This window comes from Corynebacterium freiburgense, from assembly GCF_030408815.1.
Taxonomy (GTDB): domain Bacteria; phylum Actinomycetota; class Actinomycetes; order Mycobacteriales; family Mycobacteriaceae; genus Corynebacterium; species Corynebacterium freiburgense.
Genome location: NZ_CP047355.1, coordinates 1651394 through 1665355, shown reverse-complemented (window position 1 = coordinate 1665355; position 13962 = coordinate 1651394). Strand labels below are relative to the sequence as shown.

The following is a 13962-nucleotide window of genomic DNA, read 5'->3' as shown; positions in this document are numbered from 1 at the left end:
ATCTCAACGGGCTTCGGCAAGTTCACGACGCAAGCGAGCATTCTCAGAACCAAGATCAGCTTCGCTCATACCGTCCTGACTGCCTTGTCGTTGCCGTTCCTGTTTGACCCATTTGCTCAGCAGCCCAGCACTAACACCAAGCTCTGCAGCGACCCTAGCAATCGGCCGATCAGACTCAATTACCAATCGAGCAGCCTCTACCCGATACTCCGGAGTATATCTCCGATGTTATTGCTGACTCATAATGAACATCCTCTCCTACAGACACAACATCCGTACAAATTCGGTGTCCACAACTCAGGGGTAACCTCAACGGGGATAGTTTTGTTTCGAATAGGTGGGCGACCTTGGCTGAATAAGACCCCTTTTTGTTCGCAGTAACTGCAGCCTCTGTGCAACCAGTCATATAGCGAGGCTTGGTTATGGCAGCACGGGAATACACCTATAAGGAGAAGGCGGTGGAGCACGCAGGTGAAAAGTAAATGGCGATGGTCACCCTCAAAACGCCCACATGCTGTTACTCACCTAGTTCCTTCATGTTTAGCTACCTGCAGCAGCCAGAATGGAACCCAGAGTAAACTAGCAAGATGGAGGCGAGTACCCTTAGATTCGTTTGGCCAGGTATCGATGTGAGGAGTGCAGGCAGTTAGCCATGTCGCGGATTAAAACAATGTTGAATGTTGAGCGCATCGACCGTGATATTTTTCGCGGGCCTACTGTTGAGACGTCGTTACAGCGAACTTTTGGTGGGCAGGTGGCTGCGCAGGCGCTGGTTGCGGCAACAGCTACGGTGGATGATGCGTACGATGTGCATTCGCTTCACGCGTATTTTGTGGCGCCAGGGAAGTCAAAAAACCAGACTATTTATTTGGTGGATCGTCTTCGGGATGGCAGGAGTTTCTGCTCTCGCCAGGTGAAGGCGATGCAGGATGGTGAAACGATTTTTGTGATGCAGGCGAGTTTTCATCGTCGTGGGGATCAAGGTGTGGAGCATTCAGACAAAATGCGTGATGTGCCTGATCCGGAGGATATTGTAATGGACGTCGACAATATGCGGCACACGATGAAAGCGTTGCTTGATGAATGGTGTGAGTGGGATATCCGCATGGTTCCTAGCGACCAGTTTCAGCATAATCCGTTTACGCCAAGTCAGCAGGTGGTGTGGTTTCGTTCGAAGGAAGTGTTACCGGATGATGACACATTCCACGTCTGCACATTGGCATATATGTCCGATATGACATTGTTGCAGTCGGCGTGGGTGCCGCATCCGGATGCGCAGGTGCAGGAGGCGTCGTTGGATCATGCGATGTGGTTTTTGCGGCCTTTTAGGGCGGATGAGTGGTTGTTGTATGACCAGGTGTCGCCATCGGCGGCGAATGGGCGAGCACTCACCCATGGTCGAATTTTTGATCGACAGGGGAATTTGGTGGCGGTTGTTACTCAGGAAGGTTTGGCGCGTACGCTAAAGCCCGGCACTAAAGCCATACCTATGGCGGGTATTTAAGAAACTGTCACTAAATAATCTGAGTAATAGAACAGCGAGTCGTATCACTGTGATCGGTATTTTGTCTGTCCAGGGTGGTGTGCGGGAGCATGAACTTATGCTTGATCGCCTTGGGGTTGCGCATCGTCAGGTGCGTAGGATAGCGCATCTTGATGGCCTACAGGGTATTATTTTGCCTGGTGGGGAGTCTACAACAATGTCGAAGTTGTTGGAGCTTGGGGGAATGCTGGACCCGTTACGGCAAGCTATTGCGGATGGTCTTCCGGTGTATGGCACCTGTGCCGGCATGATTCTTTTGGCTACGGAAATTTTGGATACTCGTTCGGATGCTCAGAGTTTGAATGCTATTGATATGACGGTGCGGCGGAATGCCTTTGGTCGCCAGGTGGATTCTTTTGAGTCTGAATTGAAGGTAAACGGTATTGCAAATCCAGTACCTGCGGTATTTATTAGGGCACCCTGGGTCGAACGTGTGGGCCAGGGCGTGGATGTGTTGGCTAGGGTTCCGGGAGGTCCTGCCCAGGGTGCTATTGTTGCGGTGCGGCAAGGGCGTCGATTAGCAACTTCCTTCCATCCTGAGGTGACAGATAACACTGCGGTTCATGAGCTGTTCTTAGGCTGTGTTGCGGAAGCTGGTTATGTGCATCGGCTGTAGCTTCGAATGTTGCGTATAATCAAGCACCTGTAATACGCGTTATGTTTATTTAGACGAAAGGTTTTTCATGGCCGGGCACTCAAAGTGGGCGACAACGAAGCATAAGAAAGCTGCTAATGATGCTAAGCGCGGGAAAGAATTTGCGCGGCTGATTAAAAATATTGAGGTTGCTGCGCGTATGGGTGGTGGGGATCCTGCGGCGAACCCAACCTTGGATGACATGATTAAGAAGGCGAAGAAAGCCTCGGTACCTAACGATAATATTGAGCGTGCCAGAAAGCGCGGTTCCGGTGAGGAAGCTGGTGGCGCTGATTGGGAAACCATTATGTATGAGGGTTATGGTCCGAATGGTGTCGCCATCCTTATCGAATGTTTGACCGATAATCGTAATCGTGCGGCTACTGAGGTGCGTACAGCTATGACCAAAAACGGGGGAAATATGGCTGAATCTGGCGCCGTTTCCTATCTGTTTACCCGAAAAGGCGTTGTATTAGTTTCTAAAGGCGAATTATCTGAAGACGATGTGTTACTTGCTGTTCTTGACGCAGGTGCAGAAGAAGTCAATGACCTGGGAGACCGCTTTGAGGTGGTTTCCGCAGCAGGTGATATGACCGCCGTAAAGGAAGCGTTGATTGCTGCGGATATTGAAATTGATGAGGCTGATTCAGATTTCCGAGCATCTGTTGAAGTGCCTTTGGATGCGGAAGGTGCTAAAAAGATTTTCCGTCTTATCGACGCCCTCGAAGACTCCGATGATGTGCAAAATGTGTTTTCGAATATGTCATTGAGTGACGAGGTGCTTGCAGAGCTTTAAGCTCTCTTTGGCGGCCCGTAATGCAGATATAAACCCGTAAGGTGACCCAATGCCTTACGGGTTTTATTTCGAACTTTTTCTTAACCATGTTTGGGAGTTGGTTCACTTGGTGTTTGTGTGACCAATTAGGATTGTGGTTTATCAGCTACGCGATGTTTTTGCTACAAATACCCACCGGAAACGGAGCACGTTTATGAATTTGGAAGGCCTGCGGGTCATGGGCATTGATCCCGGTCTCACGCGGTGCGGGTTATCAGTGGTGCAAGCGGGGCGTGGACGTGCAATATTGCCAGTTGCAGTAGGGGTAGTGCGTACGCCTAGTGGCGCGGAATTAACGGAGCGATTATTGCGTTTGAGTCGGGCCGTTAAGGAGTGGATGCGCGATTATCAGCCCGATGTAGTTGCAATCGAGCGTGTGTTTGAACGCGGTAATGTTTCTACGGTGATGAATACTGCACATGCTGTTGGCGTTTTGGCCCTGGCCGCAGCCGAGCGTGAAATTCCGGTGCACATGTATACCCCCAGTGAGGTGAAAAAAGCGGTGTCGGGGAATGGGCGTGCGGATAAAAAGCAGATGACAGCAATGATCACCCGTATTCTTGGTTTGAGTGAGCCTCCAAAACCTGCTGATGCTGCGGACGCTTTGGCATTAGCTGTGTGTCATTGTTGGCGCGCCCCGCTATTATTGCGTCAGCAGGCTACGTTTGCGCAGGTGGAGGCGGTGCGTCGACAGCAACAAGGCCGGTTGGGGAAGGCAAAGGCGGATTTTAATTCGCGTTCTCGTTCGTCTCATCGTAATTCTGGTCGAGGTGCTTCGGTGCCGGAGATTTTTCCTGGGAAAAGGAGTTTGTAATTTATGATCGCTTCTTTGCGTGGCACTGTGCTCACCATTGGCTTAAATAGTGCGGTCATTGAATGTGGGGGAGTTGGGTATGCGTTTACGGCTACTCCGCAAACATTAGGGCAATTACGGCGTGGCGAGGAAAGCCTGGTGCTTACCACAATGGTGGTGCGGGAAGATGCCATGAGCCTCTATGGCTTTATGGACGATTCCAGCCGGGAGATGTTTAGCCTTTTACAAACGGTTTCTGGGTTGGGTCCGCGGTTGGCTTTGGCGGCACAGTCTGTAATGAATCCTTCTGAGCTTGGCAATGCGATCGCCGGTGGTGATGCAAAAGCATTGCAGCGCATCCCGGGTGTGGGCAAACGTATGGCTGAACGCATGATTGTTGATTTAAAAGATAAAGTGCTTGCGTTTACTACCGCCCCTCAGGCGCTTTCCGACGTCCCAGCCAGCGCTATTGCACCTGGGTCTGGGGTTGCTGTGGATCAGGTTACAGAGGCTCTGGTCGGACTTGGATTCCCCGAACGTACGGCCACTGCTGCGGTGGTCGCGGTCTTGGGGAACACGCCGGATTTGGATACCTCCGGAACATTACGGGCAGCCCTTGCATACTTAGGTAAGAAGTAGCGAGAGGCAGGCATGGGCGACGTAGAGAAAACGGAGTTTGAATTACCTGGCGGGCTTCCAGAGCGTCGCCGCGGCCCTGATTCCGCGGTTGAGCCGCACCGCCAGGAAACCGACCGTGATATGGAGGCTGGGTTACGCCCTAAAAGTCTCGATGAGTTTATTGGCCAGCCTAAGGTGCGCAGTCAATTAAGTTTGGTGCTTACTGGGGCGAAAAACCGAGGGTCTACTCCAGACCACGTGTTATTGTCTGGCCCCCCGGGGTTGGGTAAAACAACAATGGCAATGATTATTGCGCAGGAACTTGGTTCGAGCCTCCGAATGACCTCCGGCCCAGCGCTCGAACGGGCTGGCGACCTAGCGGCGATGCTTTCGAATCTCATGGAAGGCGATGTGCTGTTTATCGACGAAATCCACCGCATCGCACGCCCTGCCGAAGAAATGCTGTACATGGCGATGGAGGATTTCCGTATCGATGTCATTGTCGGTAAAGGCCCGGGCGCAACTTCAATACCATTGGAAATCGCCCCGTTTACTTTGGTTGGTGCAACCACTCGTTCTGGTATGTTGACTGGGCCACTGCGTGACCGCTTTGGTTTTACTGCCCAAATGGAGTTTTACGACGTCCCAGACCTTACGCGTGTAGTTACGCGTGCGTCTCGCATCCTCGGCGTTAGCATTGATGAAGATGCTGCAACTGAAATTGCCTCCCGTTCCCGAGGTACACCGCGTATTGCGAACCGGCTTTTGCGCCGTGTTCGGGATTTCGCAGAAGTATACTCCGATGGGCATATCGATATAGGGGCAGCTAAAGCAGCCCTCATTGTTTTCGATGTTGATGAAATGGGCTTAGATCGCCTGGACCGTGCTGTGCTAAGCGCATTGGTAAAAAACCATGGTGGTGGTCCCGTGGGGGTAAGTACACTAGCGGTCGCTGTTGGCGAAGAACCCGGCACCGTCGAAGAAGTTTGCGAGCCTTATTTGGTCCGGGCAGGCATGATGGCACGGACCGGACGTGGACGTGTGGCTACCGCTGCAGCATGGCGACATTTAGGCTTGGAACCCCCTGCTGGTTCACCTGGAAATTTCCAACCCACCTTATTATAGGTGGTAAATGAACTTGCCCCGAAAAGTCAGACTGGTTTTCGTTCTCGGCTGCTTCGGGGTTGTAAGGGGGACATCTGCGGTAACTGTTTGTTGCGGTGAGGGCTAGGCAGGATCGGTCATACTTCGAAAAACTTGGAGCAGGTCTAGACAGGCAGATTTGTGTTGTGGGCTCCTGGTTTGGGGGTGTGGGCTGGGGAAATGTTGTGGTGGGTTGTGGGTGATGTGAAATCTGCCTGATTTTCGGGGCAGGTGGGCTGAAAATCCAGGGCTTTCCGAGTATTTGAGCTGGTTTCCGGGGTGAGTTGGCTGGTTTCCCGAGCCTTCGAGCCGCTTTCCCGGGTGTTTAATAGGCGCGCCCTATCAAACTAGTGATGTTTTCATGCTGACTGTCGCAGATTCCATAAAATCGCCTGAAAAAATGGAATTTGTGACAGCAACCAACATTGCGCACAATCGTTGACCTGGGGTTTGTCGCAGATTCCATAAAAACAGCGAAAAAAATGGAATCTGTGACAGGTTCCCTACCTATCGTGTCACAAATTCCATAAAATCCGCCGAAAAAATGGAATCTGTGACAACGCACCCAACCAGACCTCCAGGAAGGACCAACCAGCGCCCAAAAAGACCACCCAGCGCCCGAAAAGAACATGCAGCTTCCAAGCAGGCCCCAACCAGACCCATATGCAGCCCAACCAAATTCCAGTTCACCAGACGTGCGTAACCAAACTACCGGCGATAAAACTCAGAACGATGTAGTCCAACAAACGGGGGAGCATCCCTAAATATGGCACACTAAGGCAATGTCACAATATTTACTGCTTGCGTTATTGCTTGTTGTCTTTTTAGTGCCTTCGCTTTTGCAATTGCGTCGTCAGCAGCGTCTGCTTGCTGAGCGCCGAGCGCTACAAGCAAGTGTTCAAACAGGTGATCGGGTAGTTACGGCTGCGGGGGTTCATGGAGTCGTCGTTACGGTGCGTGAACAAGAGGTCGATTTAGAGCTTGCACCAGATGTGGTGACCACGTGGGACCTGGCGGCTATTGTGCGTCGCCGTGAGGGGGACGTCGATAAGCCTTAAGAATAAACAGGGCCAGAACGATGACGTACGATGTCCAGTGGACTAGATTTGAATAAGTCTTTTTTAGGTTGGGCACATCCCGCACGGGAGTGTGGACTGATCAATCTGTACATCGATCCTCGAGGAGAACAACCCAGTGGCATCGTCATCCGGGCGCACCCGCGTCGGACTCGCCAGGTGGCCCAAACTTGCCATAGCGGCGTTTGTGGCCATCCTAGTGACCATCTACGTAATTATCTTTTTCACCGGCGACCGCAGCGCAAACCCAAAACTGGGCATTGATTTGCAAGGTGGAACCCGTGTGACCCTCGTTCCGCAAGGTGAAGACCCCACCGCGGAGCAGCTATCCCAAGCACGTCAAATCCTGGAAAACCGTGTCAATGGCATGGGGGTTAGTGGTGCCAGTGTGATTACTGATGGCACCACACTGGTGATCACCGTTCCGGGGGAAGATACTTCCCAAGCACGAGCCCTGGGTCAAACCTCGCAATTGTTATTTAGGCCAGTGCTGGAACCTCAGCAACCTGATCCTGCAGTCTTGCTTCAAACTACCGTGGAAATGGCGGATCGTTGGGTTGAGCGTGGTGTGATTACCCCAGAAAAAGCTAATGAAGCACTCAAACAACTTGACGAAGGCCTTAAAGCAGCGGGGGCAGCAGCTGGAGAAAATGCAGATGCAAATGCCGAAGCACCAAAAGTAACCAAAAAACCAGCTGAGGAACCGAAAAACCCGAAAGCTGCCACGGAACACCGTCAAAAAACAACTGAAGTATTACGTAATGACCGGCAATCCGAGGATCCCACAAAACAATTTGCCGCACTCACGTTGCTGCAATGTGGAAATGAACTTGACCCAATTGCCGGAACCGATGAACCAAGCAAACCGCTGATTGCTTGTGAAGTTGGAACAGATCAAAAATACATTCTAGGTGCGTCCCCATTGCTTGTTGGGGAAACTGATGAAGCCAATGGTAAGCGCCTTACTGGCAATGAGATTGACACCAACCGACCAATTACCGGTGGCATTAACCCCGAAACCGGTGTAATGGAAATCAACTTCGCTTTTAAAGCTGAAGGCTCAGAGCAAGGCGGATCCACCTGGTACCAACTCACCGAAGAATATTTGCAACGCCAGGTTGCTATTACTCTTGACTCCCAAGTGCTTTCCGCGCCTCGAATCGAATCCCCGACGCCTCCAGGATCTGGAACTTCAATCACTGGTGCATTTACGCAACAAGAAGCTACTGAACTTGCAAATAATTTGCGCTATGGTGCGCTGCCGCTTAGTTTTGCCGGTGAAAATGGCGAACGTGGTGGTACCGCTACCACTGTTCCTGCATCGCTTGGTATTGCTTCGTTGAAAGCAGGTTTAATTGCGGGTTTGGTCGGCCTTATTTTGGTAGCACTCTTCGCGCTTGCCTACTACCGGGTTTTCGGATTCCTTGCCATATTCTCGCTCTTTGCTTCGGGGGCATTAGTGTATGGCTCACTTGTCCTACTAGGGCGCTGGATTGGATATTCGCTTGATCTGGCTGGCGTTGCCGGTTTGATTATTGGTATTGGTACTACCGCAGACTCCTTTGTGGTGTTCTACGAACGTATTAAAGATGAAATACGTGAAGGCCGCACATTCCGCTCGGCTGTACCACGTGCTTGGGTTCGCGCGAAGCAAACCATTATCTCTGGTAACTTCGTTTCCCTTATTGCAGCTGTAGTGCTCTATATCCTTGCGGTTGGTGATGTCAAGGGGTTTGCGTTTACGCTTGGGCTCACCACAATATTCGACCTCCTGGTGACCTTCCTAGTCACCGCGCCTTTGGTTATTTTGGCCTCGCGCATTCCGTGGTTTGCCCGCCCGGGTGTCAACGGTTTGGCAAGCGTGATGAAAGTGGCAGAACGACGTCAAGCAGAACGCAATGAGCGTATCGACGCCCCGCATACCGCAGAACAACTCGCGTACAGCACCCCAGCCCCCAACAATGAAGAGGAGAAGTAAATGAGCTCCACTGGAACCATCAAACGCCTCTACACCGGGGAAGGTGGCGTCGACTTCGTTGGTCGCAGACGTCTCTGGTACACAATCACGGGAATTGTCCTGGTGGTCTGTTTCCTTGCTATTGCTATCCGAGGTTTTACACTCGGCATTGATTTTCAAGGCGGCACGAAAATGAATATGCCGGCAGACAATCTGGAAACGACCCAAGTAGAAAAAGTATTTACCGACGCTACGGGGGTAGACCCAGTAACGGTTCAAATTGTTGGTGCGGGCGATTCTCGCATTTTGGAAATCAACTCAGAGCGCCTTAGTGATGAACAAATCACCTCAGCCCGAGACGCGTTATTTACCGAATTCCAACCAAAAGGCACCTCAGGAAGCCCATCGGCCGAGGCTATTGGTGACTCTACGGTGTCCGAGTCATGGGGTTCCACAATTACCTACTGGATGCTGATTTCCCTTGGTTTGTTCCTTGCATTGATCTTTGTATACATCGCGCTTCGTTTTGAACGAGACATGGCTATATCGGCGCTTTCCGCACTTGGAGTAGACGCCATTGTCATTGCTGGTGTCTATGCGCTAATCGGATTTGAAGTTACTCCAGCAACCATTATCGGTTTGCTCACAGTGCTGGCATTCTCCTTGTATGACACTGTTGTGGTGTTTGACAAGGTCAAGGAAAACACTGCGGGCTTCGAATCAACCACTCGCCGCACCTATGGTGAGCTATCAAACTTAGCTATTAACCAGACTGTTATGCGTTCGATTTCAACCACCGTAATTTCAGCGCTGCCGATTCTGGCTTTGATGGTTGTGGCCGTATGGCTTATGGGCGTTGGAACGCTAAAAGACCTTGCGCTTGTACAGCTAATAGGTGTTATTGAGGGTACGTTCTCTTCGGTATTCTTGGCTACACCGTTCTTAGTGAGCCTTAAGAACCGACAAAAGAAGATCAAGCGCCACAATGCACGTGTTGACGCCGTACGGAATGGCGCAGCACCAGAGGAAGAAGAGCGACAAGCTGAATTGGTTTCCACCTCAGAATTTACGCGGAATGCAGATGGAAAACGAATTGTTACTACTCCTGCAGGGCCGGAAACTACAAATAATTCAAACACTTCTTCTGGTAAGAGTTGGAGGCCTGGAGCCGAATAGGAATTCAATTCGATAAATAAATCGTCACGTTTGTATTACACAAACGTGACGATTTTCTTATTTGATAGGTAGGGGACAATTAGATTCTTTGCTGCCAAACCTTGATGGGTGGTACCAGCGGATTCTTAGATAATTCTGAGCGATGCCCCTAATAGTGGTGGCAATTACCACCCCCATACTAGGGGTACTATTAATGTAATTATGTCCTATTAGTCACATTATTTGTAGATATACCTTGTGTGCGAATGAACTTTAGTGAAGCATCGGAATTAGTGCGGTTTAGGACTAGGTGTAATTTCAGTTGCTAAAACCTTTTCCGTGCTTCGCAGACTTATCTCAAGTTTCCTTCATGTTTGACCATTTTTGAATCACCCAAGGAGTTCAGGAAAATATGAAACGTTCTCGTTTACTCGTTGGTGCAGTCGTTACGGGGCTTTCGGCCACCATGATGCCGGCACCAGCGTTTGCGTGTGAAGCGGAATGCCAAAACGGAAATGCTGGTAGTGAAGTAGAACGTCAGCTTCGAGGCCTTACCAGTGGTGTTCAACTCTCAAGTGAATTGATCCGCCTCGATGACGCCATTCCAAAGGTTCCAGCACTGGGTTCTTCAACCGGATCCGGTGGGCCTAGCGCACCAGCCCCATCTGCTCCGGCAGTAGTTCCAGGTGCTGGCTCGAGCTCGGGAAGTGAATATGGTTCCGATGCCGCTTTGGGTTCAGCGCCAGGGTCAGGGTACGGCTCCGATGCCGCTTTGGGGTCTGGCCCAGTAGGCTCTGGCCCCCTGGGGTCGGCCGGCGAGTCAGCTGAGGCTGGAGTTGGAAGCGTTGCTCCCGGCTCGTCCGTATTACCGTTCATTCCAAATATGGAGGTACCAGTAGGGGTTCCATTTAGCTACCAGATTCCACTATCATCTGGCTCTTCAGCACCGCTACTGAGCGGTTTGCCAGCGGGTCTTTCCTACGATTCCTCAACCGGCTTGATTTCAGGTACTGCACTACCAGGGCCAGCCCGAATAAGTGAAGTTGGTGTTATTGGTAGCGATGGTGGCTCAAGCCAAGGTAGCTTCACCATGTCACTGGCGCCAGGCTCAATGGTCGATCCTGGGCTGACAAGCAGCGTACTTTCCAGTGATGTTGCAGGTTCAAGTGGCGCGATGGGTTCAGATGGTGCCTTGGGCTCCGGCGGGGCAATGGGCTCCGGAGAAGCTTTGGGCTCGGGTGGGGCAATGTCCAGTGAAAGTGCTGGTGCACTTTCTTCAGGTAGTGGCAGTGCTTCTGGTTCCATGTCGGCGGGTGGAAGTTCCACAGCTAGCTCAGCTGCCTTTGGGGGATTGTTGTCCAGTGTTGCAGCAGTTGCGTTGAGTGCTGGTGTGCTTGGTGCGCTGTCAATGGGCAGCTCTGATTATCGGCCCGAAGATGCCGCACCAGCTCCGGGGGCACCTGCAGGCGCGGAAAATGATAATGGTCCTCAAGGTGTAGGTGGCGGTGACCAGCCTGCGCAGACTAAAGGTGTGCCGAAGAACGACGGAATGGGTGGGGGTGCACCTGAGCATAAAACACAACCAGCTGCTCAGGCCGCGCCACAACAGCAACTTGCAAATACCGGACCTGCGGAAGCGATCAACGCATTCTTGTTGTCTGCGTTAGCTTTCGCTGCTGGAGGGTCGCTGCTACTCGCTCAACGACGCCGCGGATAAGGCACAGCGATCAACAATATAAAACGCGTCATTGTTTGTGGGCAATATTCCTGCAGGCAGTGGCGCTTTTTATATGGTAGAAACTAGATGAGGTTCGCAAAGTTTTCACTTAGCGGTTTCGACCGTAATTTAATACCATGATGTTACATTGTCCCCCCAATAGGGGGCCTTTGTGATGTTATAGTGCCAAGTGATATCAGTTACCACTTTTATCACTTGCGTAACAGGTTTTTATGCGGAAGTATCGAAAGTGTTGCAGTACTCATTATTTTCTTTAAGGGAATATAATGGTGGCGCAGCTAGGAAAATTTTGAGAATAAGAATTTACACGTCCACCACCTAAAAGAAGTCCACCTAGGAGGACCTCCGCCATGAGATCTTTCCGAGTTTTAGCGGGAGCTACTGCCGCTAGCCTAACGGTTATTTTGGCGCCTCCAACTGGTGCTCATCCATTGGCGGATGTGTCAATTATTGGAATCCAGGAACCGGTATCGGAACCAGCAATAAGTTCGACCCCATCGCCTGCTGAGCCATTACCGCCTGCGGCTGAACCGAGTCCGGCCCAGAAAACACAAGCGACCCCAAGTGAAACGCCGAAGCAGCAGGGGAATCAGGCTGCGGTGCCGCATGTGCCGGATATGCATGTGACGATTGGAAAGCCATTTAGGTATCAGATTGACTCTCCAGCTGATACCTACGTTGCCGTGGTGAGTGGGCTTCCGGCGGGGCTTGCATTCCACCCCCTAACCAGTGAGATAACCGGCACACCGAGCGATAGTCCTGAAGGTGAGTACGAAATCGCAATGACTACGTACAATCTACAGGGGCAGGTGGGTAAAGGTTCATTTGTTATGACGCTGACTCGTGCAGATGCTAAAAACCCTTCAGTGATTCAAGAACTCTTGACGCGACCTGAGCGTGGTGTTGAGATCATTAAAGAACTCGTACAGAAGATTTTGGGTACAGGCCAAGAAAACACTCAATCCTCAGAAGCAACAACTGAGTAAGCTGTGTTTGGCTAGCTTGTTTGCTGTATTTTTGGCCGGTTCTCGGCGGTAAAGCACTCGCTACAATTTTGCTATGGCGAAGTTTTTTCATGGAACCCCAAAGTATGAGCATGTCCCATCGAAGGTCCGTGATGCGCAGATTCGTCGATTAAGTCCGGCCGAGATTGTGGATAATCTATTTTTCGTGTTGGCGACACTACTCGCTGGGTGGCTAGCATTACTATTGCTGAGTCGATCATTGGTGATTGACTGGCCGTATCAATTATTTTTTATTCCGTTCTGGGCAATTGCGGCGTATCTTGTGCTCCCAAGAATCCACCGAATTTTTACGCGAATATATGTTCCAGGCTATTTTATTGGCAGGGCCCGCACTTCAGACGGACTTTTAGGGGACCCGATCAACCTGGCGTTTCACGGTAGTGCCAAAGAAATACATCAAGCGATGGTTCTAGCGGGGTGGACACTCGCAGATGATGTGACATTTAAAAGTTCGTGGGGAATTATCCTAAGTTCAGTATTAAAACGAAGCTATCCTGAAGCGCCAGTGAGTCCACTGTTCGTGTTCGGGCGTAGACAATGCCTGGCGTATCAGCAGGAAGTGGAGGGAAACGCTGCTCAACGACACCACGTGCGATTATGGCGATGCCCTGACCATTGGCTATTGCCGGGTGGTCGGCGTGTTCAATGGGTGGCCGCGGGGACGTACGACCGCTCGGTGGGATTATCGTTATTTACTTTTCAAATCACCCACAAAATCGACGCAAATATTGATATTGAACGTGACTATATTGTTCATTCGCTTTTGGTTTCAAATTCAGAGGCAAGGGTGGAGGTTATCGAAAATTTCTCCACTGGTTATCACTCCCGAAATGGTGGCGGTGATTTGGTAACTACGGATGGCAATCTTCCAATTGTGTGTTTGGATTATGTGCCGGTTTCTAAGGATTTGGAAATCCCATTTGCGGTGGAGCGCGCAGCGCAAGGCTATGCCCAAGCAGACCCCGGGGGATATGCTGCACCCGATAATGATGCTGTTGTGGAAGGTTATATTCCACAAATGCAGCGTCCGCTCGCGCTTATTGCGGGTACGATATTCACGATAATATTTGCGATTATTGGCGCGTATACAAATATGGTCTACTCGCCATTCGAACTACCTTCCGATGTTCCGCTGCGGGAAGTTGTAACGGTATCCACGGTTATTTTGCCAACAATTGTATTGGGTATCGTCGCGTGGTTTACGTGGAATGGGAAAACGATTGCGAGGCTCTGGCTGTTGGTCCTTATTTCATTTGATGTATTAGCGGCGGAAGCGTTATATAATTCAGGTGAATTTGGAATTGGGGCAATTTTAGTCCGTGAAACGCTGCCTCTTAATATTTTGTCGATGCTTGCGCTATCGAGCCCATCAATTCAGCAATGGAGTGATCGAAAGAAAGAATTTTTCAAGCGAGCGAAGTTGCCGCAATGATGGTGCGCTTGGG

At 50.9% G+C, this 13962-nt stretch carries 13 protein-coding genes; 12 read left to right on the top strand and 1 reads right to left on the bottom strand.

The features are described from left to right. Positions 1-3: 3 nt before the first annotated feature. Complete coding sequence (locus CFREI_RS13425) at positions 4-186, bottom strand: transposase (protein WP_435383895.1); 183 nt, start codon at positions 184-186, stop codon at positions 4-6. Positions 187-652: 466 nt separating this feature from the next. Between CFREI_RS13425 and CFREI_RS07490 the strand changes: the two genes are divergently transcribed. The 12 genes from CFREI_RS07490 to CFREI_RS07435 all read left to right on the top strand — a co-directional run bounded on the left by CFREI_RS07490 (position 653) and on the right by CFREI_RS07435 (position 13949). Further along, positions 653-1504: an acyl-CoA thioesterase gene (locus CFREI_RS07490; protein WP_027012204.1), complete on the top strand. Its 852-nt coding sequence runs from the start codon at positions 653-655 to the stop codon at positions 1502-1504. Between the two features lie 97 nt (positions 1505-1601). Then, on the top strand, positions 1602-2159 hold the full coding sequence (pdxT, locus tag CFREI_RS07485) for a pyridoxal 5'-phosphate synthase glutaminase subunit PdxT (protein ID WP_051255909.1): 558 nt from the start codon (positions 1602-1604) through the stop codon (positions 2157-2159). A gap of 67 nt (positions 2160-2226) precedes the next feature. Continuing rightward, positions 2227-2973 (top strand): YebC/PmpR family DNA-binding transcriptional regulator, encoded by a 747-nt coding sequence (locus CFREI_RS07480; protein ID WP_027012206.1) that lies wholly within the window; start codon positions 2227-2229, stop codon positions 2971-2973. A gap of 193 nt (positions 2974-3166) precedes the next feature. Continuing rightward, on the top strand, positions 3167-3826 hold the full coding sequence (gene ruvC / locus CFREI_RS07475) for a crossover junction endodeoxyribonuclease RuvC (RefSeq protein ID WP_051255842.1): 660 nt from the start codon (positions 3167-3169) through the stop codon (positions 3824-3826). Positions 3827-3829: 3 nt separating this feature from the next. Beyond that, the gene (gene ruvA, locus CFREI_RS07470) at positions 3830-4444 is read left to right on the top strand and encodes a Holliday junction branch migration protein RuvA (protein WP_027012207.1); all 615 of its coding nucleotides are present in this window, start codon (positions 3830-3832) and stop codon (positions 4442-4444) included. A gap of 12 nt (positions 4445-4456) precedes the next feature. Continuing rightward, complete coding sequence (gene ruvB, locus CFREI_RS07465) at positions 4457-5548, top strand: Holliday junction branch migration DNA helicase RuvB (RefSeq protein WP_027012208.1); 1092 nt, start codon at positions 4457-4459, stop codon at positions 5546-5548. An 800-nt stretch (positions 5549-6348) separates the two neighbouring features. Next, a complete protein-coding gene (gene yajC, locus CFREI_RS07460) occupies positions 6349-6624 on the top strand; it encodes a preprotein translocase subunit YajC (protein WP_051255843.1) in 276 nt (91 codons plus the stop codon). A 136-nt stretch (positions 6625-6760) separates the two neighbouring features. Further along, positions 6761-8620, top strand: coding sequence for a protein translocase subunit SecD (secD, locus tag CFREI_RS07455; protein WP_051255844.1), 1860 nt, complete (start codon positions 6761-6763; stop codon positions 8618-8620). After that, the gene (gene secF, locus CFREI_RS07450; protein ID WP_027012210.1) at positions 8621-9775 is read left to right on the top strand and encodes a protein translocase subunit SecF; all 1155 of its coding nucleotides are present in this window, start codon (positions 8621-8623) and stop codon (positions 9773-9775) included. A gap of 391 nt (positions 9776-10166) precedes the next feature. After that, the gene (locus CFREI_RS07445) at positions 10167-11471 is read left to right on the top strand and encodes a putative Ig domain-containing protein (protein ID WP_027012211.1); all 1305 of its coding nucleotides are present in this window, start codon (positions 10167-10169) and stop codon (positions 11469-11471) included. 371 nt (positions 11472-11842) lie between these two features. Continuing rightward, positions 11843-12478, top strand: coding sequence for a putative Ig domain-containing protein (locus CFREI_RS07440; RefSeq protein ID WP_027012212.1), 636 nt, complete (start codon positions 11843-11845; stop codon positions 12476-12478). A gap of 73 nt (positions 12479-12551) precedes the next feature. Beyond that, on the top strand, positions 12552-13949 hold the full coding sequence (locus CFREI_RS07435; protein WP_051255845.1) for an LssY C-terminal domain-containing protein: 1398 nt from the start codon (positions 12552-12554) through the stop codon (positions 13947-13949). The last annotated feature ends 13 nt before the right edge of the window (positions 13950-13962 follow it).